Origin of the sequence: Streptomyces sp. NPDC002795, from assembly GCF_042888725.1 — a bacterium.
Lineage (GTDB): Bacteria > Actinomycetota > Actinomycetes > Streptomycetales > Streptomycetaceae > Streptomyces.
The window spans coordinates 23125-44324 of sequence record NZ_JBIAQB010000023.1 but is presented as its reverse complement, the minus strand read 5'-3'; the positions used below and the strand labels follow the sequence as shown (position 1 = coordinate 44324).

18 protein-coding genes are annotated in these 21200 nt (G+C 69.5%); 9 read left to right on the top strand and 9 right to left on the bottom strand.

Annotation, left to right across the window (positions count from 1 at the left end; genetic code table 11):
- The first annotated feature begins 174 nt into the window (after positions 1-174).
- Entirely contained in the window at positions 175-858 is a 684-nt protein-coding gene (locus tag ACFYWS_RS39225; RefSeq protein WP_389284492.1) for a response regulator, read from the top strand.
- A 31-nt stretch (positions 859-889) separates the two neighbouring features.
- Here the strand turns inward: ACFYWS_RS39225 and ACFYWS_RS39220 are convergent, their stop codons facing one another.
- Positions 890-1933 (bottom strand): YncE family protein, encoded by a 1044-nt coding sequence (locus ACFYWS_RS39220; protein WP_389284490.1) that lies wholly within the window; start codon positions 1931-1933, stop codon positions 890-892.
- 171 nt (positions 1934-2104) lie between these two features.
- Between ACFYWS_RS39220 and ACFYWS_RS39215 the strand changes: the two genes are divergently transcribed.
- The 4 genes from ACFYWS_RS39215 to ACFYWS_RS39200 all read left to right on the top strand — a co-directional run bounded on the left by ACFYWS_RS39215 (position 2105) and on the right by ACFYWS_RS39200 (position 5955).
- Positions 2105-3472 carry an ABC transporter substrate-binding protein gene (locus ACFYWS_RS39215; protein WP_389284489.1) on the top strand — a complete coding sequence of 456 codons (1368 nt, stop codon included), beginning with the start codon at positions 2105-2107 and terminating at the stop codon, positions 3470-3472.
- Positions 3473-3576: 104 nt separating this feature from the next.
- The gene (locus tag ACFYWS_RS39210) at positions 3577-4383 is read left to right on the top strand and encodes a carbohydrate ABC transporter permease (RefSeq protein ID WP_389284500.1); all 807 of its coding nucleotides are present in this window, start codon (positions 3577-3579) and stop codon (positions 4381-4383) included.
- Positions 4384-5208 carry a carbohydrate ABC transporter permease gene (locus tag ACFYWS_RS39205; protein ID WP_389284487.1) on the top strand — a complete coding sequence of 275 codons (825 nt, stop codon included), beginning with the start codon at positions 4384-4386 and terminating at the stop codon, positions 5206-5208. It begins immediately after the preceding gene.
- Positions 5209-5268: 60 nt separating this feature from the next.
- Positions 5269-5955 (top strand): helix-turn-helix domain-containing protein, encoded by a 687-nt coding sequence (locus ACFYWS_RS39200; protein ID WP_389284498.1) that lies wholly within the window; start codon positions 5269-5271, stop codon positions 5953-5955.
- A 13-nt stretch (positions 5956-5968) separates the two neighbouring features.
- Here ACFYWS_RS39200 and ACFYWS_RS39195 read toward each other — a convergent pair whose 3' ends face one another.
- Positions 5969-6994, bottom strand: coding sequence for an ATP-dependent 6-phosphofructokinase (locus ACFYWS_RS39195; protein WP_389284486.1), 1026 nt, complete (start codon positions 6992-6994; stop codon positions 5969-5971).
- 295 nt (positions 6995-7289) lie between these two features.
- On the opposite strand from ACFYWS_RS39195, the gene pta reads away from it, so the two are divergent.
- From pta to pyk, 3 genes are all read left to right on the top strand, one after another.
- Positions 7290-9365, top strand: coding sequence for a phosphate acetyltransferase (gene pta / locus ACFYWS_RS39190; protein WP_389284484.1), 2076 nt, complete (start codon positions 7290-7292; stop codon positions 9363-9365).
- A 24-nt stretch (positions 9366-9389) separates the two neighbouring features.
- A complete protein-coding gene (locus ACFYWS_RS39185) occupies positions 9390-10604 on the top strand; it encodes an acetate kinase (RefSeq protein WP_389284482.1) in 1215 nt (404 codons plus the stop codon).
- Positions 10605-10678: 74 nt separating this feature from the next.
- A complete protein-coding gene (pyk, locus tag ACFYWS_RS39180; RefSeq protein ID WP_389284480.1) occupies positions 10679-12109 on the top strand; it encodes a pyruvate kinase in 1431 nt (476 codons plus the stop codon).
- Positions 12110-12215: 106 nt separating this feature from the next.
- On the opposite strand, the gene ACFYWS_RS39175 is transcribed toward pyk, so the two are convergent.
- The 4 genes from ACFYWS_RS39175 to ACFYWS_RS39160 form a co-directional block, all read right to left on the bottom strand.
- Positions 12216-13352 carry a hypothetical protein gene (locus ACFYWS_RS39175; protein ID WP_389284478.1) on the bottom strand — a complete coding sequence of 379 codons (1137 nt, stop codon included), beginning with the start codon at positions 13350-13352 and terminating at the stop codon, positions 12216-12218.
- A gap of 106 nt (positions 13353-13458) precedes the next feature.
- Positions 13459-14025 (bottom strand): DUF6114 domain-containing protein, encoded by a 567-nt coding sequence (locus tag ACFYWS_RS39170; RefSeq protein WP_389284477.1) that lies wholly within the window; start codon positions 14023-14025, stop codon positions 13459-13461.
- Positions 14026-14181: 156 nt separating this feature from the next.
- Positions 14182-14799, bottom strand: coding sequence for a DUF6230 family protein (locus ACFYWS_RS39165; protein WP_389284475.1), 618 nt, complete (start codon positions 14797-14799; stop codon positions 14182-14184).
- A 646-nt stretch (positions 14800-15445) separates the two neighbouring features.
- On the bottom strand, positions 15446-16417 hold the full coding sequence (locus tag ACFYWS_RS39160; protein ID WP_389284474.1) for a tetratricopeptide repeat protein: 972 nt from the start codon (positions 16415-16417) through the stop codon (positions 15446-15448).
- Between the two features lie 417 nt (positions 16418-16834).
- Between ACFYWS_RS39160 and ACFYWS_RS39155 the strand changes: the two genes are divergently transcribed.
- Positions 16835-17497 (top strand): TetR/AcrR family transcriptional regulator, encoded by a 663-nt coding sequence (locus ACFYWS_RS39155; RefSeq protein ID WP_389284472.1) that lies wholly within the window; start codon positions 16835-16837, stop codon positions 17495-17497.
- Between the two features lie 28 nt (positions 17498-17525).
- Here ACFYWS_RS39155 and ACFYWS_RS39150 read toward each other — a convergent pair whose 3' ends face one another.
- From ACFYWS_RS39150 to ACFYWS_RS39140, 3 genes are all read right to left on the bottom strand, one after another.
- Entirely contained in the window at positions 17526-18620 is a 1095-nt protein-coding gene (locus ACFYWS_RS39150; RefSeq protein ID WP_389284470.1) for an alpha/beta fold hydrolase, read from the bottom strand.
- A 199-nt stretch (positions 18621-18819) separates the two neighbouring features.
- Positions 18820-20520 (bottom strand): methylmalonyl-CoA mutase, encoded by a 1701-nt coding sequence (locus tag ACFYWS_RS39145; protein WP_389284469.1) that lies wholly within the window; start codon positions 20518-20520, stop codon positions 18820-18822.
- Positions 20521-20649: 129 nt separating this feature from the next.
- On the bottom strand, positions 20650-21195 hold the full coding sequence (locus ACFYWS_RS39140) for a TetR/AcrR family transcriptional regulator (protein WP_389284467.1): 546 nt from the start codon (positions 21193-21195) through the stop codon (positions 20650-20652).
- Positions 21196-21200 lie beyond the last annotated feature (5 nt).

Below are 21200 nucleotides of genomic sequence, written 5' to 3'. Positions count from 1 at the left end.
GGGCCGCCTGTGGGGGGCGGCGCCGTCCCCCCACCCCCCCCCCGGGGGGGCCGCCGCCCGGGGGGGGGGGGGGGCGCCCCCCCCAGTCCTCAGCCCCGGATGGGGTTACGGCCACGGGGCTCTGCCCCGGACCCCGCGCCTCAATCGCCGGCGGGGCTGAAAGGGAGGAACCCCATGAGTGACGTCGACCGCAACACCATCCGGGTCCTCGTCGTCGAAGACGACCCCGTCGCGGCGGACGCGCACGCGCTGTACGTCGGCCGGGTTCCCGGGTTCGCCGCCGTGGGCAAGGTGCACTCGGCGGCGCAGGCCAGGAGGTTCCTGGACCGCAACCCCGTGGACCTGCTCCTGCTCGACCTGCACCTGCCGGACGGCCACGGGCTTTCGCTCGCCCGGTCGCTGCGCGCGGCCGGGCATCAGGCGGACGTCGTCGCGGTGACGTCCGCGCGTGATCTCGCGGTGGTCCGGGAGGGGGTGTCGCTCGGGGTCGTGCAGTACGTGCTGAAGCCGTTCACGTTCGCGACGCTGCGGGACCGCCTGGTGCGCTACGCCGAGTACCGCGCGACGTCCGGCGAGGCGTCCGGGCAGGACGAGGTCGACCGGGCGATCGCGACGCTGCGCTCTCCGGCGCCCGCCGCGCTGCCCAAGGGGCTGAGCGCGCCCACCCTCGAACGGGTCACGCACACGCTGCGCGAGGCGCCCGAGGGCATGACGGCGGCGGCCGCCGCGGAGACGGTGGGCATCTCGCGGATCACGGCCCGCCGGTATCTGGAGCACCTGGTCGACTCCGGGCGGGCCGTGCGCAGCCCGCAGTACGGGCAGGTGGGCCGCCCGGAGCTCGTCTACACCTGGAAGTAGCCCGGCCGGGAACCAGAGGAAGCGACAGAACCTAGCGGACGCGGAAGCGCGTCAGCGTGTCCTCGCCCGCCGGCCCCGTGCCCGACTTGTCCACGACGTACGCCGTGCCGCGCGCGATCTCGACGTGGTTCGGGTTGGCCCCCGTGCTCACCGTTTTGACGACGGAGCCCTTGCGCGGGTCGACGACGGTGGCGGTCGCGTCGGTGCGGTTGACGGCGACGAGCTTGCCGGACCGGTCGTCGCTCTTCACGGACAGCGCGCCCGCGCCCGTCGGGACGGACTTGGTGACGAGGCCCTTGTCCAGGTCGACGACGGAGACGGTGCCCGCGGTGTTGTCGGCGGTGTAGGCGGTGCGGCCGTTCTTCGAGAGGGCCACGGAGATGGGGCCGTCGCCTGCCGGGATGAGCCGCGGCTTCGTGGACTTCCGCGTGACCTCGATCAGCTGGTCGTTGGTGAGGTCGGCGGCGTAGACCGTGCCGGTGCGTTCGTTGACGGTGAGGCCGGTCGGGCCCGCGCCTTCGACGGTGACGCGCTTCTTCTCGGTGAACGTACGGCTGTCGAAGGCCACGACGCTGCCGTCGCCGAAGCCGCTCGCCCACACGGTGTCGTGCTTGTCGTCGACCACGATCTCGCGGGCGTGGGCGACGTTCGGCAGCGTGGCGAGGTGGGAGCCGTCGCGCTGGCTGTAGACGGCGACCGAGTTGTCACGGGTGTTGGTGACCCACACGGTGTTGTGCTCGTCGTCGACCGCGATGCCGTAGACCGCCTCGACGGCGCCGGTGGCCGCGTCGGTGACCGGCGGCGTGTACGTCGCCTCGACCTTGAGCGTGACGGGGTCGAGCTTGGTGAGCGCGGAGCTGGTCACCGGAGGGCGGCCCACCGCCGACGTGGTCCACAGGGCGTGGTTCCGCTCCGAGTACGCCGACTGGTAGAGGCCTTTGGTGACGGGGGCGGAGGCGGTAGCGGCGGCGCCGGTGTCGGCGCTCGCGACGCCGGCCGGGGCGAGTGTGCCGCCCGCGACGAGGGCCACGGCGACAGCGGCGGAACGGCGGATCCTGGGGGTGATTCGAGGCATGCTGCGTCAATCTCCTTTACGGATGGGGGCGTTGCGACGCCACCCAAAGATTAACTTAGCTTAGCCTTACCTAACTTTCCACACCCATTGACCCTGATCGGTCACGCCCATACGTTCCTGTGCAGCCCCGCGGGCAACGGAGCCCGCGATGCTCCGTAGGAGGTCGTGCCCGTGCGCCCCACCGCCCCGATCCTCACCGCCACCGCCCTGTTGGCCGCCGCGACGCTCACCGCCTGCGGCGGCGGCTCCGGAAGCGACTCGGACACCATCAAGGTCTCCTTCAAGCAGTCCATGGACAACAAGGTCAAGGTCATGGACGACTACCTGGCCGGGATGAAGAAGAAGTTCGAGAAGGCGCATCCCGGCAAGAAGGTGGAGTTCGTCCCGATCAAGGCGCCGGACGCCGAGTACTACACGAAGCTCCAGCAGATGCTCCGCTCCCCGAGGACGGCCCCCGACCTCGTCTACGAGGACACCTTCCTCATCAACTCCGACATCGCCAGCGGGTATCTGAAGCCCCTCGACCCATATCTGGAGAAGTGGTCGGACTGGGGCCGGTTCATCGACACGGCTAAGACCGCGGCCAAGGCGCGGGACGGGAAGACGTACGGCGTCCCGGACGGCACCGACACCCGCGGCCTCTGGTACGACAAGGCGATCCTGAAGAAGGCCGGCATCGCACTGCCCTGGCAGCCGAAGAACTGGGACGAGGTCCTGGACGCGGCCCGCACCATCAAGCAGAAGGTCCCCGGCGTCACCCCGCTGAACGTCTACACCGGAAAGCCGGCCGGCGAGGCCTCGACGATGCAGGGCTTCCAGATGCTCCTGTACGGGACCGGCGCGGGGACCGCGGACCCGCTCTACGACAAGAGCACGGGCAAGTGGGTCACGGGCTCGAAGGCGTTCAAGGACAGCCTGAACTTCGTGGAGACCGTCTTCAAGGAGAAGCTCGGCCCCGACGTCTCCGACTCCCTCGACCCGAACTACCCCACTCAGGTGCGCGGTGAGCTGCTGCCCGAGGGCAAGCTCGGCATCAACCTCGACGGCTCCTGGCTCCCGCAGGACTGGATCAAGGGCAGCGGGCACGAGTGGCCCGAGTGGTCGCAGAAGCTCGGGCTCGCCCACATGCCGACGCAAACCGGGCAGGCGCCCGGCAAGGTCTCCATGTCCGGCGGCTGGACCTGGGCGATCCCGGCCAAGTCCGCCAATCCCGATCTGGCCTTCGACTTCATCAAGACGATGCAGACGAAGGAGAACGCGAAGCGCTGGTACATCGCCAACTCCGGCATCGCGGTCCGCAAGGACGTCGCCGCCGACCCCGCGTACGTGAAGGCGCAGCCCGGCATCAAGTTCTTCACGGACCTGGTGGCGAGCACCCACTACCGCCCGGCCTACCCCGCGTACCCGAAGGTCTCCACCGCGATCCAGGAGGCGATGGAGTCGGTGACGACGGGCGACGCCTCGGTCGACAAGGCGGCGTCGACGTACGACGAGCAGGTGAGGACGGCGACGGACGGAAAGGTCGTCAAGAAGCCTTGACCGGGAGGGAGTTGAAGAGAAGCCGGGAAGCGGGCGGAGCAGTGCCTCGCACCCGTCGCAAGGCAGTCCTGCGGCTCGTACCGGTCGCCCCGGCGACCGTCCTCATGGCCCTCTTCCTCGCGGGCCCGATCGCGTACTGCGCCTATATCGCCTTCACCGATCTGCAGCTGACCGGGCAGGCGGAGTCGTCCTTCGTCGGCTTCGACAACTTCACGGCGGCGTTCAAGGACGACGCGTTCCTGAACGCCGTATGGCTGACGCTGGTCTTCACGTTCCTGTCGTCGATCGTCGGGCAGAACACGCTGGGGCTGGCGCTCGCGGCGCTGATGCAGCGCGCGTCGAAGCCGGTCAGGACGGTCACCGGGGCGGTCGTGGTGACGGCGTGGGTGCTGCCGGAGGTCGTCGCCGGATTTCTGCTGTACGCGTTCTTCCGCCGCGAGGGCACCCTCAACGCGATCCTCGACTGGCTCCAACTGCCCGGCCAGAACTGGCTGTTCACGCTGCCGATCCTGGCCGTGTCGTTCGCGAACGTGTGGCGCGGCACCGCCTTCTCGATGCTCGTCTACTCGGCGGCGCTCCGCGAGATCCCGACGGAGGTCACCGAGTCCGCCGAGGTGGACGGCGCGAACGCCTGGCAGCGGCTGTGGCACATCACGCTGCCGATGATCCGCCGCTCCATCGGCACGAACCTGATGCTGAACACCCTTCAGACGCTGTCGGTCTTCGGCCTGATCTGGGTGATGACCCGCGGCGGCCCCGGCAATCACAGCCAGACCCTGCCCCTGTTCATGTACGAGCAGGCCTTCCAGAAGAGCATGATCGGCTACGGCACCGCGGTGGCGCTGCTGCTGCTCGTGGTCGGCTCCCTGTTCTCGCTGGTGTACATGCGGCTGCTGCGTACGGAGGACTGAGTGAAGACCCGTATCCGTAGACGACTTTCGGCGGACGCGGCGCTGCTCCTCGTCGCGCTCGCCTTCTCGCTGCCGCTCGCCTGGGTCGTGCTCTCGTCGCTCGACGCGGACGCGAATCTGCGGGTGAAGTGGCCCTCCGAGCTGACGTTCGGCAATTTCGACGACGTACTGAAGCCCGACGTCACCTTCACGCCGCTGCTCAACTCGCTGATCCTGTGCGGCGGCGCGACGGCCCTCACGGTCGGCTGCGCCGCGCTCGCCGCGTATCCGCTCTCGCGCTACCGCTCGCGCCTGAACAACCCGTTTCTCGCGACGACGCTGTTCGCGACCTGTCTGCCGATCACGGCGGTGATGGTCCCGGTGTACGCGCTGTTCGTGCAGGTGAACCTGATCGACACGATGGCGGGCACGATCTACTTCTTCGCCGCGTCCCAACTCCCGTTCGCCGTATGGCTGATGAAGAACTTCATGGACGGCGTGCCGAAGGAGCTGGAGGAGGCGGCCTGGACGGACGGCGCGAACACCTTCCAGGGGCTCGTCCGGATCGTGTTGCCACTGATGGGGCCCGGGGTCGCCGTCGTCACCGTGTACTCGTTCGCGATGATGTGGGGCAACTTCTTCGTCCCGTTCATGCTGCTGCTCTCCCCCGACCAGATGCCGGCCTCGGTCAGCATCAACGACTTCTTCGGCAACCGGGGCACCGTCGTGTACGGGCAGCTCGCCGCGTTCTCCATCATCTACTCGACACCCGTGGTGCTGCTGTACGTCCTGGTGTCACGGCGCTTTGGAGGCGGTTTCGCGTTGAGCGGTGCCGTAAAGGGTTGAGCGCGGACTGTAGCCAAACGCCCCGTGACCCCCTACTTTGTGGCCGTGCAGCACGAGGCCATGCCCAACCAGCCGACCCCACCGTTCAACGCCCCCGCCGCCCGGCGCCTGCGCGAAGCGCTCGGGATGGCGCCGGGGCACGTCGCGTACGGCATGCGTGCCTCCTACGGGCTCGGACACATCACGCCGGACGTCATCGTCGCCTGGGAGCGGGGCGACGCGGCGCCCTCCTCGGGAGAACTCACCGCGCTCGCCGGAGCGTTGTGGTGCTCGCTGAGCGAACTCATCGGCGTCCCGCGGACCTTGCGCGAGCACCGGCTCGCGCTGGGGCTCGCACCCGAGGACGTGGCCCGCTCCGTGGGCCTGGAGATCCATTCGTATCTGCGGATGGAGGAGACGGGCGACTGGCAGGGCAACGACCGGCAGTCGACGGCGCTCGCCGACACGCTGCGGCTCACCCCGCGCGCGCTCGCGACGGTGACCGGGCGCGACGCGCACCTCGCGGAGCTGCTGCGGGACGCGGCGCGGACGCGCTGGCAGGGGTCCGTGCGGCCGATCGCCCGGCTCGTGCCGGTGCAGCGCCGCGAGCTGGAGGACGTACTGCACGAGATGCACCTGGAGTATCAGGCGTTGATGGCCGCCACGCTGAGCTGGGGCGGTGGCACGTCCCCGGGGTCCGGGGACGCGGGGCGGCAGTTCCTGGAGCGGATCCTGGACGAGTTCTGGTCCAGGATCCGTCATCCGTAAGAGAAGTGCGGCTCTAGAAGACCGACTCCGCCTCGTCCATCCGGTCCTTCGGGACCGTCTTCAGCTCGGTGACCGCCTCCGCGAGCGGCACCATCGTGATGTCGGTGCCGTACAGCGCCGTCATCTTGCCGAACTCGCCGCGGTGCACGGCCTCCATGGCGTGCCAGCCGAACCGGGTCGCGAGCACGCGGTCGTACGCGGTGGGGGTGCCGCCGCGCTGCACGTGGCCGAGGATGACCGGGCGGGCCTCCTTGCCGAGGCGGGTCTCCAGCTCGTAGGAGAGCGCGGTGCCGATGCCCTGGAAGCGCTCGTGGCCGAACTGGTCGATCGCGCCCGTGCCGTAGTCCATGGTGCCTTCGGCGGGGTGGGCGCCCTCGGCGACGCAGATGACGGCGAACTTCTTGCCGTTCGCGAACCGCTGCTCGACCATCTTGACCAGGTCGGCCGGGTCGAAGGGCCGCTCGGGCAGGCAGATGCCGTGGGCGCCGCCCGCCATGCCGGACTCCAGGGCGATCCAGCCCGCGTGCCGGCCCATGACCTCGACGACCATGACGCGCTGGTGGGATTCGGCGGTCGTCTTGAGCCGGTCGATCGCCTCGGTGGCGACGCCGACGGCGGTGTCGAAGCCGAAGGTGCGGTCGGTGGAGGAGATGTCGTTGTCGATCGTCTTCGGTACGCCGACGACCGGCAGGCCCGCGTCGGACAGCATCCGGGCCGCCGTGAGCGTGCCCTCGCCGCCGATCGGGATGAGGGCGTCGAAGCCGATCTCCTCGGCGAGCTGCTTGGCGTTCTCGCAGGCCGCCCGGAACCGGTCGCGCTCCAGGCGGGAGGAGCCGAGGATGGTGCCGCCGCGGGCGAGGATGCCGCTGACCGCGTTCAGATCGAGCGGTCGGTACCGACCGTCGAGCAGCCCCGCGTAGCCGTCCTCGAAACCGAGCACCTCGTCGCCGTAGTGCGTGACGGCGCGGTGCACGACCGACCGGATCACGGCGTTCAGGCCAGGGCAGTCGCCGCCTGCGGTGAGAACTCCGATACGCATCGTGCTGTTTCTCCTGCTCGCTACTGGTACATCGGTGAGCGATGTCGATTGTTCCACGCTCCCGGAGGCGACGCGCTCGCGATCGGCTGGGCAGGGAGCTTCGGCAGGGGTTCCATGGGCACTTGGACCCTGTAGAAAAGGCCTTCTGTCCGGCGGGCGACCTAGCCACCGTCAGAGGTATTGTCAAGGGGGCACGGCTTCCATTGCGCGCCTTTTTTTGACCCGGAAGAGACCGAATCGACCCGGAAAAGTCGGGTTCGAACGAGAAGAACCTCAAGGGAAACGGAGAGCACGCGTGACGCGCAGCGTGTACGTGACCGGGATCGACCGCGGCGACGGCCGCCAGGTCGTGGAGCTTGGGGTCATGGAGCTCCTGACCCGTCAGGTCGACCGGGTGGGGGTCTTCCGGCCGCTCGTCCACGACGGCCCCGACCGGCTCTTCGACCTGCTGCGATCCCGCTACCGGCTGTCGCAGGACCCGGCGACGGTGTACGGGCTCGACTACCACGAGGCCTCCGCGATCCAGGCCGAGCAGGGCACCGACGAGCTGGTCTCGCGGCTGGTCGACCGGTTCCACGAGGTGGCCCGCGACTTCGACGTCGTGCTCGTGCTCGGCACCGACTTCGCCGACACCCAGCTCCCGGACGAGCTGGCCCTCAACGCCCGGCTCGCCAACGAGTTCGGCGCCTCCGTGATCCCCGTCGTCGGCGGCAAGAAGCAGACGGGCGAATCGGTGCGCGCCGAGGCCCGCAACGCCTACCGCGCCTACGACGGCCTGGGCTGCGACGTCCTCGCGATGGTCGTCAACCGCGTGGCGCCCGCCGACCGGGACGATGTGCACGAGCGGCTCGCGGGGCGGCTGCCGGTCGACTGCTACGTACTGCCCGACGAGCCCGCGCTCGCCGCGCCGACCGTCGCCCAGATCACCCACGCGCTGGGCGGCAGGGTGCTGCTCGGCGACGACTCGGGGCTCGCCCGCGACGCCCTCGACTTCGTCTTCGGCGGCGCCATGCTGCCGAACTTCCTCAACGCCCTGACCCCCGGCTGCATGGTCGTCACCCCCGGCGACCGCGCCGACCTCGTCGTCGGCGCGCTCGCCGCGCACAGCGCCGGGACCCCGCCGATCGCGGGCGTCATCCTGACCCTGAACGAGCAGCCCGGCGAAGCGATCCTCAAGCTCGCCGAGCGCCTCGCGCCCGGCACTCCGGTGATCGCGGTGGCCGGCGGCTCCTTCCCGACGGCGGCCGAACTCTTCGCCATGGAAGGCAAGTTGAACGCCGCGACGCCGCGCAAGGCGGAGACCGCCCTCGGCGTCTTCGAGAAGTACGTCGACACCGCGGGCCTGCTGAAGACCATCCAGGCGCCGTCCTCCGACCGCCTGACGCCGATGATGTTCGAGCACAAGCTCCTGGAGCGGGCCCGCTCGGACAAGCGCCGCGTCGTGCTGCCCGAGGGCACCGAGGAGCGCGTGCTGCGCGCCGCCGACGTGCTCCTGCGCCGCGGCGTCTGCGATCTGACCCTGCTCGGGCCGGTCGAGCAGATCCGCAAGAAGGCCGCCGACCTCGGCGTCGACCTCGCCGACAGCGACATCATCGACCCGCAGACCTCGGCGCTGCGGGAACGGTTCGCCGACGCGTACGCCGCGCTGCGCGCCCACAAGGGCGTCACCCCGGAGCTGGCCCACGACGTGGTCGCGGACGTGAACTACTTCGGCACGCTGATGGTCCAGGAGGGCCTCGCCGACGGCATGGTCTCCGGCTCCGTGCACTCCACGGCCGCCACGATCCGGCCCGCCTTCGAGATCATCAAGACGAAGCCGGACGCCGCGATCGTCTCGTCGGTCTTCTTCATGTGCCTGGCCGACAAGGTCCTCGTCTACGGCGACTGCGCCGTGAACCCGGACCCCAACGCCCAGCAGCTCGCCGACATCGCCACGCAGTCGGCCGGCACCGCCGCCCGGTTCGGCGTCGAGCCGCGGATCGCGATGCTGTCGTACTCCACCGGCACCTCCGGCTCCGGCGCCGACGTCGACAAGGTCCGCGAGGCCACGGAGATCGTCAAGGAGGCCCGCCCCGACCTGAGGATCGAGGGGCCGATCCAGTACGACGCCGCGGTCGAGCCGTCCGTCGCCGCCACCAAGCTGCCCGACTCCGAGGTCGCGGGCCAGGCGAGCGTGCTGATCTTCCCCGACCTCAACACCGGCAACAACACGTACAAGGCCGTGCAGCGCTCGGCCGGCGCGATCGCCGTGGGACCGGTCCTCCAGGGCCTGCGCAAGCCGGTCAACGACCTGTCCCGCGGCGCGCTCGTGCAGGACATCGTCAACACGGTCGTCATCACGGCGATCCAGGCCCAGACGCCCGCCAACTGATCCCCACCACCGAAAGCAGTACCCGTGACCGCGACTCGCATCCTCGTCCTCAACTCCGGCTCCTCGTCGGTGAAGTACCAGCTCCTCGACATGGCGGACAGCACTCGCCTCGCCGTGGGCCTGGTCGAGCGGATCGGTGAGGAGACCTCCCGCCTGAAGCACACGCCGCTCGCCACGGGCGGCGACGCCCGCGAGCAGAACCGGCCGATCACCGACCACGAAGAGGCGCTCAAGGCGGTCGCCGCGGAGCTGACCGAGGACGGGCTCGGCCTGGACTCCCCCGAGCTGGCCGCGATCGGCCACCGCGTGGTGCACGGCGGCAAGCTGTTCACACAGCCGACCGTGATCGACGACGCGGTGCTCAAGGAGGTGGAGCGGCTCATCCCGGTGGCGCCGCTGCACAACCCGGCGAACCTGACCGGCATCCGCACCGCCCAGACGCTGCGCCCGGACCTGCCGCAGGTCGCCGTCTTCGACACGGCGTTCCACACGACGATGCCGGAGTCGGCCGCGCGCTACGCGATCGACGTGAAGACCGCCGACGAGCACCGCGTGCGCCGCTACGGCTTCCACGGCACCTCGCACGCGTACGTCTCCCGCAAGACCGCCGAGCTGCTCGGCAAGCGGCCCGAGGACGTCAACGTCATCGTGCTGCACCTGGGCAACGGCGCCTCCGCATCGGCGGTCCGCGGCGGGCAGTGCGTGGAGACGTCGATGGGCCTGACCCCCCTTGAGGGGCTCGTGATGGGTACGCGTTCGGGAGATGTCGACCCTGCCGTCATCTTCCATCTGATGCGCGTGGGCAAGATGTCGGCGGACGAGATCGACGACCTGCTCAACAAGAAGTCCGGCCTGATCGGGCTGTGCGGGGACAACGACATGCGGGAGATCCGTCGCCGTATCGACGAGGGCGACGAGGAGGCGCGGCTCGCCTTCGACATCTACGTGCACCGCCTGAAGAAGTACATCGGCTCCTACTACGCGGTGCTCGGCCGGGTGGACGCGGTCGCGTTCACGGCCGGGGTCGGCGAGAACGCGGCGCCGGTGCGCGAGGCTGCGGTCGCGGGCCTTGAGGAGCTGGGCCTCGCGGTCGACGGCGAGCTCAATTCCGTACGTTCCGACGAACCGCGGCTCATCTCCCCCGAATACGCCCGCGTGGCCGTGGCCGTGGTGCCGACCGACGAGGAGCTGGAGATCGCGCAGCAGACCTACGCCCTGGTACAGAACCGCAACGACTGAGCGCCCGCCCGCCCATTTGTAGATTCCACCAGACGGAATATTCCGTAGCGAAACAAACCGATAGGATCGCCCCCATGCGCCGTTCCAAAATCGTCTGCACGCTGGGCCCCGCCGTCGACTCCGAAGAGCAGCTCGTCTCGCTGATCGAGGCCGGCATGAACGTGGCCCGATTCAACTTCAGCCACGGCACCCACGCCGAGCACCAGGGTCGCTACGACCGTGTTCGCGCCGCCGCCAAGAAGACGGGCCGCGCCGTGGGTGTGCTCGCCGACCTCCAGGGCCCGAAGATCCGCCTGGAGACCTTCGCCGAGGGCCCCGTCGAGCTGGTGCGCGGTGACGAGTTCACCATCACCACCGAGGACGTGCCCGGGGACAAGTCGATCTGCGGTACGACCTACAAGGGTCTGCCCGGCGACGTCTCCAAGGGCGACCAGGTCCTGATCAACGACGGCAACGTCGAGCTGCGCGTCGTCGAGGTCGACGGACCGCGCGTGAAGACGATCGTCGTCGAGGGCGGTGTCATCTCCGACCATAAGGGCATCAACCTGCCCGGCGCGGCGGTGAACGTACCGGCCCTGTCCGAGAAGGACATCGAGGACCTGCGCTTCGCCCTGAAGATGGGCTGCGACATGGTCGCCCTGTCCTTCGTGCGCGACGCGAACGACGTCAAGGACGTCCACAAGATCATGGACGAGGAGGGCCGCCGGGTCCCCGTCGGCGCCAAGGTCGAGAAGCCGCAGGCCGTCGAGAACATGGAAGGCGTCGTCGCCGCCTTCGACTGGATCATGGTCGCCCGTGGTGACCTCGCCGTCGAGTACCCGCTCGAGAAGGTCCCGATGGTGCAGAAGCGCCTCGTGGAGATGTGCCGCCGCAACGCCAAGCCGGTGATCGTCGCGACCCAGATGATGGAGTCGATGATCACCAACTCGCGCCCCACGCGCGCCGAGGCGTCCGATGTCGCCAACGCGATCCTGGACGGTGCCGACGCGGTCATGCTGTCCGCCGAGTCCTCGGTCGGCGCGTACCCGATCGAGACCGTGAAGACGATGTCGAAGATCGTCGTCGCGGCCGAGGAGGAGCTGCTCTCCAAGGGGCTTCAGCCGCTCGTGCCCGGCAAGAAGCCGCGTACGCAGGGTGGTTCGGTGGCCCGTGCCGCGTGCGAGATCGCGGACTTCCTGGACGGCAAGGCGCTGGTCGCCTTCACCAAGTCCGGTGACACGGCCCGCCGTCTCTCCCGCTACCGCGCGGCCCAGCCGATCCTCGCGTTCACCACGGACGACGAGACCCGCAACCAGCTCGCGCTGAGCTGGGGCGTCGAGTCGTACGTCGTGCCGCACGTGGACAACACCGACGGCATGGTCGACCTGGTCGACGCCGAGCTCGTGAAGCTGGCCCGCTTCGACGACGGCGACACCCTGGTCATCACCGCCGGTTCGCCCCCCGGCGTCCCCGGCACCACCAACATGGTCCGGGTGCACCGCCTGGGCGGCGGCGAGCGCGACTGACACGCCGCCTTCGCCCGAGCGCACGGCCTTGAGCGCATGACAAAGGGCGCCCCCCTGAGGGGGGCGCCCTTTGTCATGCGCGGCTCCCGAACGGGCCTCGCTACGATCAGCTGTCCTCGATCGTGGTGTGCAGGCCGGGCACGTGCAGGGTCCCGCCGAACTGCGAGGCCTGCGTGACCTTGACGTTCGTGAAGAACAGGGTCGGCAGGTTGAGCGGCGGCGGGTTCTTGGCGTTGAACGTCAGCGGAACGAGCCCGAACAGATTGCCCGAGAGCTCCTCCGTGTACATCGTCGTCTGCCCATCGCGGATGGTGGACGTGGAGCCCTTGTCCGACCGGATGTGGAAGAACTTCCCGTTCGGGCCCGGGGCGATCTGGTGCAGATCACCGATGTCCGTGCCCTTGGAGATGATGTACTTCATGACGCGCTTGGTCGACCCGTCGGCCATCCGGACATCCACCAGGCCCTTGTAGTCCGCCCCCTTGAGCAGGAGCGAACTGGCCTGCAGCTTCCAGGACTTGTCCGGAAGCGGCGCCGGGGTGTCCTCGTCGGCGCCCGACGCGTCCGTGGCCGCCGGACAGTTCTCCGGCACATTGCCGGAGCCCTGCGGGTTGCCCACGTTCTTGGTCGCGTCCTTGGCCGCGTCCCCCACCTTGTCGGTCGTGTCCTTGACCTTGTCGGTGGTGTCCTTGACCGTGTCGCCGAGCTTGTCGGTGGTGTCCTTCACCGACCCGGTCGTGTCCTTGACCGTGTCGTCCACCTTGTCGGTGGTGCCACCGAGCAGACCGCCGGACGACTCCGACGGCGAGGGAGTCGCGCTCTGGGACTCCTTGTCGTCGGGCGTGAACGCCTTCTTCAGGGCGTCGCCGACGCCCAGCGGGTCCAAGGGGTTCTTGGTCTCCGACGCCGAGGGCGACGGTGTGGCCGCGTCCTTGTCGTCGGAGTCATCGGAGGCGGACGGCGAAGGAGTCGGGGTCGCCTTCTCCTTCTTCTCCTCCGCGCTGTCCTTGGAGGCGGAGGCGGACGGCGTCGGGGTCGGCTTCGCCGACTCCTTGGCCTTGTCCTTGGCCTCGTCGGACCCGTCGTCCTCGTTCGAGTCGATGGCGTCGGCGCACGCCTTGTAGTCGTCCACCGAGAACTTCATCGGGTTGTCCTTGGCCGACGCGAGCGTCGGCGTCAGGCCAAGTCCCATGAGCACGGCGGTGGGCATGGCCGCGAGGGCCACCGCCTTGCCCGCCGGCATGTGCATCTTGGTGAAGAGATGCTTCTTTGGTGCCGCATGCCGCCGCGCCGCATGCCGCGGCCCGGTTCTCGCACGAGGCTCCGCGGAGTCCTCGTGGTGCACCTCGTCAGCCGGCACGGTGCCTCCCGTTCGTCCCGTTGTTCGGGCTCGTCCCTGACACGTCGTCGTTTACGCCCGCGACCTGATAGGTGGCTCCCGCAACCGGCGGCACGACCGGCGCCGCGTCCGGGGAGGACGTGGCACGGTCACCGCCCTTCCCTGCCGAGTCGTCCTGCTGCTCCGCCGGCGCCCAGGAAATACCGAGGCCACCGCCGACGAGGGCGAGCAGGAAACCGATGACGAAGCCGCCGAAGTTCGACACCACGAGGGAGACCAGGGCGAGAAGAATCGCCGCGACACCCGCGAACACACGGGAATGCGGCTGGAACCACATCGTCAGGCCGAGCACGACCAGCAAGACGCCGATGATGAGCGAACCGGCACCGGCCGTGGTCGCCATCTTGATCGTCATATTGCCGATCGCGAGGTTCGCGTACGGGAAGTACATGATCGGGAGGCCGCCGAGGATTGACAGCAGACCGCCCCAGAACGGGCGCTGACCGCGCCACCCTCGGAACGATTGGCGCATCTGACCAAGCTTGGGGCCCAGTCCTGCGTGCGCTTCGGCGCTCATGTCGTACAGCTCCTCGGGAAAGGCGTTGATCTGTGGTGATGGTGGCTGTCCGGAAACGGGCACGGGGACGACCCCACGTCACTGCGAGTGCCCCCGCGCCCGGCCGTTCAGCACATCAAGTGCACAAGACCCCGGCCCCTTACGGGCCCTGTGGGCCTAGTAGCACTCGTGCTTGCCCTTCTGGACCTTCATCTTGAGGCCGGAGAGCTTGAAGGTGCCGGCCGTGGTGGCCCACGCACGCTGCTGGACGTTCTCGAAGTGCACCGAGTCGGCCTGCTGGGCGAACGCGTTGGGGTCGGCCTTGTCGCCCTGGTGGATACCGGGGCCCTTCTTGGCGTCACCCGCCGCCACACCGATGTCGATGTTCTTGAAGGTCGCATCGGCCTTCAGGTCATCGGCGTCGATGTAGAGGGTCTTGGCCTCGACCGGGGCGCTCTTGTCCGCACCGGCCGACAGCTTCATCGACACATCGCCGAAGACCGGGACGGGGACAACCACCGACTGGCAGAGGTTGTTGATCGTCGCGGTCTTCATGCCGACCACGGCGACCGGGTGGTTACCCGTCTTGCCGGAGTCGACGGCTCCGTACTGGACGAAGCCCTTGCCATCGAGGGCGTCCGCCGTCACCTTGAACGACTGGCCCGACACACTGAACGATGCCGCAAGCGCGCCCTGGGACAGGGCGACACCTATCGCGGCAGTCGCCGCGACGCTCGGCACCATGACTACGGCGAACCGCTTCCATCTGGTTCCGCCACGAGTCACGGACTTCATGACTTTCCTCCTTCTCGGACGTACATCTCCGGCCCTGACTGCCCCTAGAGGCGGCTCAGCCGGGCAGGGATGGGAGAAGTGCTACGTCCTCGGGAAGGAGAGCGCCCGCATCGGGAGTGCTGGTCTTTGTCCGCACCCTGATCACCGGCGATCACCCCCGAGCGACAACCACTGGTCGCACCTGAGCCATCACGCGCAACCTGCCGGACAGGCCCAGCCGAACGGCTGAGACCCCCCTGTCCATGGGCCGCCGGCGCTCCCCTTTGGTTCGCCGTCGACCGCCCGGTGGGGACCCAAAAACCCCGCCGCGCGATTGGCTGTCGGACGGTGGGGAGAGGACCGAGCGTGCCCGATCGTGGTGCATTCGAGGCGCAGACACAAGGGGGTTCGTTACTGGCGGGTAACGGACGGATAACCGAACACCGACGGAGCGGCACCGAACAGCAACCCAGGGTGCCGCTAACGGAGTTGTTATACAGGTTGAATACGTGACGGAACCGGACAGAAGATCGAGTCCGACTTACTCCAAGTAACAGCGGCCGCGATTACCAAGTTTTGGTAAAACGCGGCCGCTGTGCGCCCCAGGGGACAGAATTTTCACTCCGGCATCACAAGCCGCAGCGTTTAACAACTGGTCACTGACGACTCAGAAGAGAACTCGGGCCAGAGCCGTACGCGCCGTTGTGACGCGCGGATCGTCGGCGCCCACGACCTCGAACAGTTCGAGCAGTCGCACACGCGCCGCGTCCCGGTCCTCGCCGGCCGAGCGCCCCACCGTCTCGACGAGCCGCCCGAAGGCGTCCTCGACGTGACCGCCGACCAGGTCCAGGTCGGCCGCCGCGATCTGGGCTTGCACATCGGCGGGCTTCTCGGCGGCGTCCTTGCGGACCTGCTGCGGGTCGAGCCCCTGCACGCGCTGGAGGAGCTGCGCCTGGCCGAGGCCGAGCTTGGCCTCGCTGTTGCCGGGGTCGTCGGACAGGACGTTCTTGTACGCCTGCACGGCGCCGTCGAGGTCGCCGGCGTCCAACGCCTGCACGGCCGCTTCGAGGAGCGCGTCGTAGGGGCCCGCCGGGACCTCCTCCACGACCGGCGCCTCGCCCTCCGCTTGGGCGTCGACCGCGATGCCGGTGAGCCCGAAGCGCTCCTCGGCGACCTGGATCAACTGGTCGAGCGTGCCGCGGATCTGCTCCTCGGGGGCGGCGCCCTGGAAGAGGGGCAGAGCCTGCCCCGCGACGACGGCGAAGACAGCCGGGATCCCCTGGACCCCGAACTGCTGCATCAGCATCTGGTTGGCATCTACGTCGATCTTGGCGAGCACGAAGCGGCCGCTGTACTCGGCGGCGAGCCGCTCGAGCAGCGGGCTGAGCTGCTTGCAGGGCTCGCACCACTCGGCCCAGAAGTCGATGACGACGGGCACCTCGGCGGAGCGCTGGAGTACCGCGCTTTCGAAGTCCGCCTCACTGACGTCGATGACCAGGCTCGACGGCGGCACGGCGCCGCCACCGCCCTGCCGGGCCTGCTCGGCGCGCGTCTGCTCCGCCTTCGACTTGGCCTCCTGGGCCGCCTTCACCGCGGCGAGGTCGACGACTCCGCTCATGGACATGTTCCGTGGCTGCATGCGTACAGTCTCCCCCTTCCGCGGACAGTTGTGGGCCGGGTCCTGCCCCGTGCACCTCCCGCCGGAATGCGAGACGCATCTGGAGGCACGGAGCGGACTCGGCCTGTTGCGCTTTCGGCACCGGGTCCCCACCCGGCACCTAGTGGTTGCCGCTCGTCCGGGCCGCCTCGGGGTGCAGATCCGAGACGCTCGTACGAGATCGAGCTTTCGCTACGCCTCGTAGCGTAACTGCCATGGCCGGGACGCGGGAACAGGGGCCCGGCGATCACCCGGTGATCTGCCTCACGCGATCTTTCGTCCTCAGGACCCCTCTGACGGATCCTGCTGGAGTCGCGGGCCCTGGCACGCACATCTGCGGCCACCCGGATCCAGCCTGATCCGTCAGAGGGGTCCTACCCGCCGGTATGGTCGACGACCATGCAGAGCCGCACGCCGTCTCCCTCGTCCCCTTCGTCTCGCCCCTCTCCCCCCTCCAACGTTCGGACGGGGCGTCCGCGTTCCGCGGCGGCGGACGAAGCGATTCTTGAGGCGACCAGGGCGGCGCTCGTGGAGCTCGGCTGGTCGAAGCTGACGCTCGGCGACGTGGCCACGCGCGCGGGTGTCGCGAAGACGACGCTGTATCGCCGCTGGCCGGGCAAGAGCGAGCTCGTCGTGGACGCGGTCGCGGTCCTCTTCGACGAGCTCGAACTGCCCGACCGGGGCTCGCTCGCCGCCGATGTGGAGGGCGTGGTGCGGCAGTTCGCGGCGATCCTGGACCGGCCCGAGACGAAGACGGCGCTGATGGCCGTGGTCGCCGAGTCCACCCGCGACGCCCCGCTGCGGGACCGGATCCGCACGTCGATCGTCGACCGCCAGAAGCGGCTCGTACTGGAGGGGCGGGCGCGGGCCGAGCGCCGCGGCGAACTCCCGCGGGCCCCCGACCCGGCCGCCGCCGCGGCCACGGCGGATCTCATCTACGACGTGGCGGCGGGGGCGGTCGTGCACCGCACCCTGGTGAGCGCGGAGCCGGCGGACGCGGAGTGGGTGCGGCGGTTCACGGCCCTCCTACTGGGGGGACTCGCGGCCGCCGCGACCGACTAGTGGTGTTTCCCGGTGGTACGGGTGCGTCCTAGTCGTTCCAGGCACAACTGCCGAGCGTGGCGCGCTTCTTGGACACCAGGGCGTCCGCCTCGCCCGCCGGCAGCGCGCGCGTCCGCTTGTCGTGGCAGACCACCGTGCGGTCGGAGCGGCCCGCCAGGTCGACCAGGATCTGGTCCCAGTGGCGGTACTGGACGTCGTGCCCGGTGTCGGCGTACGTACGGGTCTTCACGGGCGCCGTGTCGGGAAGGTTGTCGCGCCAGGCCTTGAGCGTGCTCGCGGGCACGGTCGTGTCCTTGTCGCCGTGGTAGAGGAACACCGGCGCCTTCAGCTTCGACAGGTCGGGACCCGGACGGTCGCAGTACAGCCGCTGCTCGTGCACCTGCGGCGCCGGGTCGGCCTGCTGGCCGCGCTGGTTGTAGGTCCGCGCCCCCTCCTCGTACGCGGTGTCGGCGAAGCCGGGGATCGACTTGACCGGGCTGTCGTCGGGGAAGGCCCACCACTTGCGCGGGTCCTTGATCTGATCCTTGACGGCGGCCGCCATCTGGTCGTCCGTCAGGGCGCAGGAGGCGGACTTCTCGCCGTACGGCGGCAGGGCCGCGCCGAGGTGCAGGGCGCTGATCCGCCCGGGGGCGGTGGCGGCGATCTCGGCGGCGTACGGGCCGCCGCCGGATATCGCGATCACCTTGAACTTCTTCACGCCGAGCTTGTCGAGGACCTCAAGGGCGTCCTTGGCGTAGTCGGCCTTGCCGAGCTTCGGGTCGTAGTCGGTGTCGCCGAACCCGTTGCGCTCGACCGTGATCATGCGGAGGCCCAGGTTCTCTCTGGTGGTGCGCATGAAGTCGGTCATGTGGACGGCGCGGGCGCTGGTCCCGGTGCCGCCGATGTAGAGAACGGGGGTGCCGTCGGCCGGGCCCGAGTCCGTGTAGTGCGCGGTGCGGCCCGAGGACAGGTCGGCGGCGCGTACGTCCGCGCCGAGCGAGTCGAAGCTGTTCTGCACCTTCGGCTCGGCGGGCGGGCTCGCGCTCACCGCGCCCGAGCCGCCGATGGCGATGCCGCCGAGGAGGGCGGCCGTGGCGATGGCGACGGTGGTGGTTGCGGTGCGGTTGAGCGCGGGCAGTGGCACGGTGACTCCTGGGTATTCACGGGCACTTGACGTGCCCGCGCCTACCCCAAGATCACCTGGTGACACCTGTCACTCCCCCGGGGACACCGGGGTTGCGCCCACGGGGCTCCGCCCCGGACCCCGCTGCTCAATCGCCGCAGGGGCTTAAATTGCCCCCGGTGCCGCGCAACGAGAACACGGGGCCCCGCCACGGCGCCGGTCAGAAGCCCGGCGGTTCCGTGTACACGCCCCACTCCTCGCGGAGCACCCCGCAGATCTCGCCGAGTGTCGCCTCCGCGCGGACCGCGTCGAGCATCGGGGCGATCATGTTGGAACCGTCCCGCGCCGCCCCCACCATCCGGTCGAGGGCCACCCGCACCTCCGCGTCGTCCCGCGCCGACTTGCGGTCGCCGAGCACCCGCACCTGGTCCCGCTCGACCTCATGGCTGACCCGCAGGATCTCCAGGTCACCGGTGACGGAGCCCTCCGCCACATTGACGCCGACGACCCTCTTGTCGCCCTTCTCCAGGGACCGCTGGTACCGGAACGCCGACTCGGCGATCTCCCCGGTGAACCAGCCGTCCTCGATCCCGCGCAGGATCCCGGACGTGATCGGCCCGATCGGGTGCTGCCCGTCCGGGTGCGCGCGGAGCCCACGCTCCCTGATCTGCTCGAAGATCTTCTCGGCGTCGGCCTCGATGCGGTCCGTGAGCTGCTCGATGTACCAGGAACCGCCCAGCGGGTCCGCGACGTTGCCGACGCCGGTCTCCTCCATCAGCACCTGCTGCGTGCGCAGCGCGATCTCGGCGGCCTGCTCGCTCGGCAGCGCGAGGGTCTCGTCGAGGGCGTTCGTGTGCAGGGAGTTCGTGCCGCCGAGGACCGCCGCCAGCGCCTCCACCGCCGTACGGACGACGTTGTTGTAGGGCTGCTGGGCCGTCAGCGAGACGCCCGCGGTCTGGGTGTGGAAGCGCAGCCACTGCGCCTTCTCGCTCTCCGCCCCGTACACGTCGCGCATCCAGCGGGCCCAGATGCGGCGCGCGGCACGGAACTTGGCGATCTCCTCGAAGAAGTCCACGTGCGCGTCGAAGAAGAAGGAGAGGCCGGGGGCGAAGACGTCCACGTCCAGGCCGCGGCTCAACCCCAGCTCCACGTAACCGAATCCGTCGGCGAGGGTGTACGCCAGCTCCTGCGCGGCCGTCGAGCCGGCCTCGCGGATGTGGTAGCCGGAGACCGAGAGCGGCTTGTACGCGGGGATGGCGGCCGCGCAGTGCTCCATCAGGTCGCCGATCAGGCGCAGATGCGGCTCGGGCTGGAAGAGCCACTCCTTCTGCGCGATGTACTCCTTGAAGATGTCGGTCTGGAGCGTGCCGTTGAGGACGGCCGGGTCGACGCCCTGGCGTTCCGCCGCCACCAGGTACATGCAGAAGACCGGTACGGCGGGGCCGCTGATCGTCATCGACGTCGTGACGTCGCCCAGCGGGATGTCCTTGAACAGGACCTCCATGTCGGCCGCCGAGTCGATCGCGACTCCGCAGTGCCCGACCTCGCCGAGCGCGCGCTGGTCGTCGGAGTCGCGCCCCATCAGCGTCGGCATGTCGAAGGCGACCGAAAGGCCTCCGCCGCCGTTGCGGAGGATCATCTTGTAGCGCTCGTTGGTCTGCTCGGCGTTGCCGAAACCGGCGAACTGGCGGATCGTCCACGTGCGCCCCCGGTACCCGGTCGGGTACAGGCCGCGGGTGAACGGGTACTCGCCCGGCCACCCGATCCGCTCGAAGCCCTCGTACGTGTCGCCGGGCCGCGGCCCGTAGACGGGGTCGACCGGGTCCCCGGAGAGTGTGGTGAAGTCCGCGTCGCGCTTGCGGGCCTTGTCGTAGCGGGCCTGCCAGCGTCGGCGGCCTTCCTCGATCGCGTCAGCGTCCATGCTTCAAATTTACTTGGACGTCCTACTAAATGTCGATGGGCCACGGCGCCCGATCACCACGAACCGCGACACACTCGGCCGTACGTGCCTGTGGGAGCACGGTGTCAGGTCCGTGCCCCCACAGGCGGTCTAGTCGACCGTGAGGCGGCGCACCGCCTCAGCGGTCAGTTCGCGGGTGTAGGAGTCGGCGTCGCCCAGGGCCCGGTGCAGGGCGAGGCCCTCGATGAGGGCGTCGAGCCGACGCGTCGTGGCCGGGTCGAAGTGGCGCTCCAGGAGTTCCCTGCTGCGCGCCATCCAGGCCCGCGTCAGCTCCCGGTACTCCGGGCGGCGGGCGGCGAGGGTGTACAGCTCCTGGGTGAGGACCAGGTCGCGCCGAGGGCCTTCGGAGAGCGCGTGGATCAGCCCGGTGACGGCCTCCCGTGCCTCGTCCGGGGTGCCGACGTCCGCCAGGTGGCGCTCGAAGACGGCCACGATGTGGTCGGCGAACCCCGTGAAGGCCTCGCGCAGCAGGTCGTCGATGCCCGCGAAGTGGTACGTCATCGAGCCGAGCGGCACCCCTGCGCGCGCGGCGATCTTGCGGTGCGAGACCCCCGCGACGCCCTCGTCGGCGATGTGGTCGAGGGTCGCCGCGAGGATGCGCTCGCGGCGGCGCGGGTCCGCCTGTCCTGTGGCCATGCCGC

Excerpts from the sequence above, each read along its gene's own strand:
- ACFYWS_RS39225 (WP_389284492.1), top strand. The coding sequence starts at position 175 with ATGAGTGACGTCGACCGCAACACCATCCGGGTCCTCGTCGTCGAAGAC.
- ACFYWS_RS39220 (WP_389284490.1), bottom strand. The coding sequence starts at position 1,933 with ATGCCTCGAATCACCCCCAGGATCCGCCGTTCCGCCGCTGTCGCCGTG.
- ACFYWS_RS39210 (WP_389284500.1), top strand. The coding sequence starts at position 3,577 with ATGGCCCTCTTCCTCGCGGGCCCGATCGCGTACTGCGCCTATATCGCC.
- ACFYWS_RS39200 (WP_389284498.1), top strand. The coding sequence starts at position 5,269 with ATGCCCAACCAGCCGACCCCACCGTTCAACGCCCCCGCCGCCCGGCGC.
- ACFYWS_RS39195 (WP_389284486.1), bottom strand. The coding sequence starts at position 6,994 with ATGCGTATCGGAGTTCTCACCGCAGGCGGCGACTGCCCTGGCCTGAAC.
- pyk (WP_389284480.1), top strand. The coding sequence starts at position 10,679 with ATGCGCCGTTCCAAAATCGTCTGCACGCTGGGCCCCGCCGTCGACTCC.
- ACFYWS_RS39175 (WP_389284478.1), bottom strand. The coding sequence starts at position 13,352 with ATGCCGGCGGGCAAGGCGGTGGCCCTCGCGGCCATGCCCACCGCCGTG.
- ACFYWS_RS39170 (WP_389284477.1), bottom strand. The coding sequence starts at position 14,025 with ATGAGCGCCGAAGCGCACGCAGGACTGGGCCCCAAGCTTGGTCAGATG.
- ACFYWS_RS39165 (WP_389284475.1), bottom strand. The coding sequence starts at position 14,799 with ATGAAGTCCGTGACTCGTGGCGGAACCAGATGGAAGCGGTTCGCCGTA.
- ACFYWS_RS39160 (WP_389284474.1), bottom strand. The coding sequence starts at position 16,417 with ATGCAGCCACGGAACATGTCCATGAGCGGAGTCGTCGACCTCGCCGCG.
- ACFYWS_RS39155 (WP_389284472.1), top strand. The coding sequence starts at position 16,835 with ATGCAGAGCCGCACGCCGTCTCCCTCGTCCCCTTCGTCTCGCCCCTCT.
- ACFYWS_RS39145 (WP_389284469.1), bottom strand. The coding sequence starts at position 20,520 with ATGGACGCTGACGCGATCGAGGAAGGCCGCCGACGCTGGCAGGCCCGC.
- ACFYWS_RS39140 (WP_389284467.1), bottom strand. The coding sequence starts at position 21,195 with ATGGCCACAGGACAGGCGGACCCGCGCCGCCGCGAGCGCATCCTCGCG.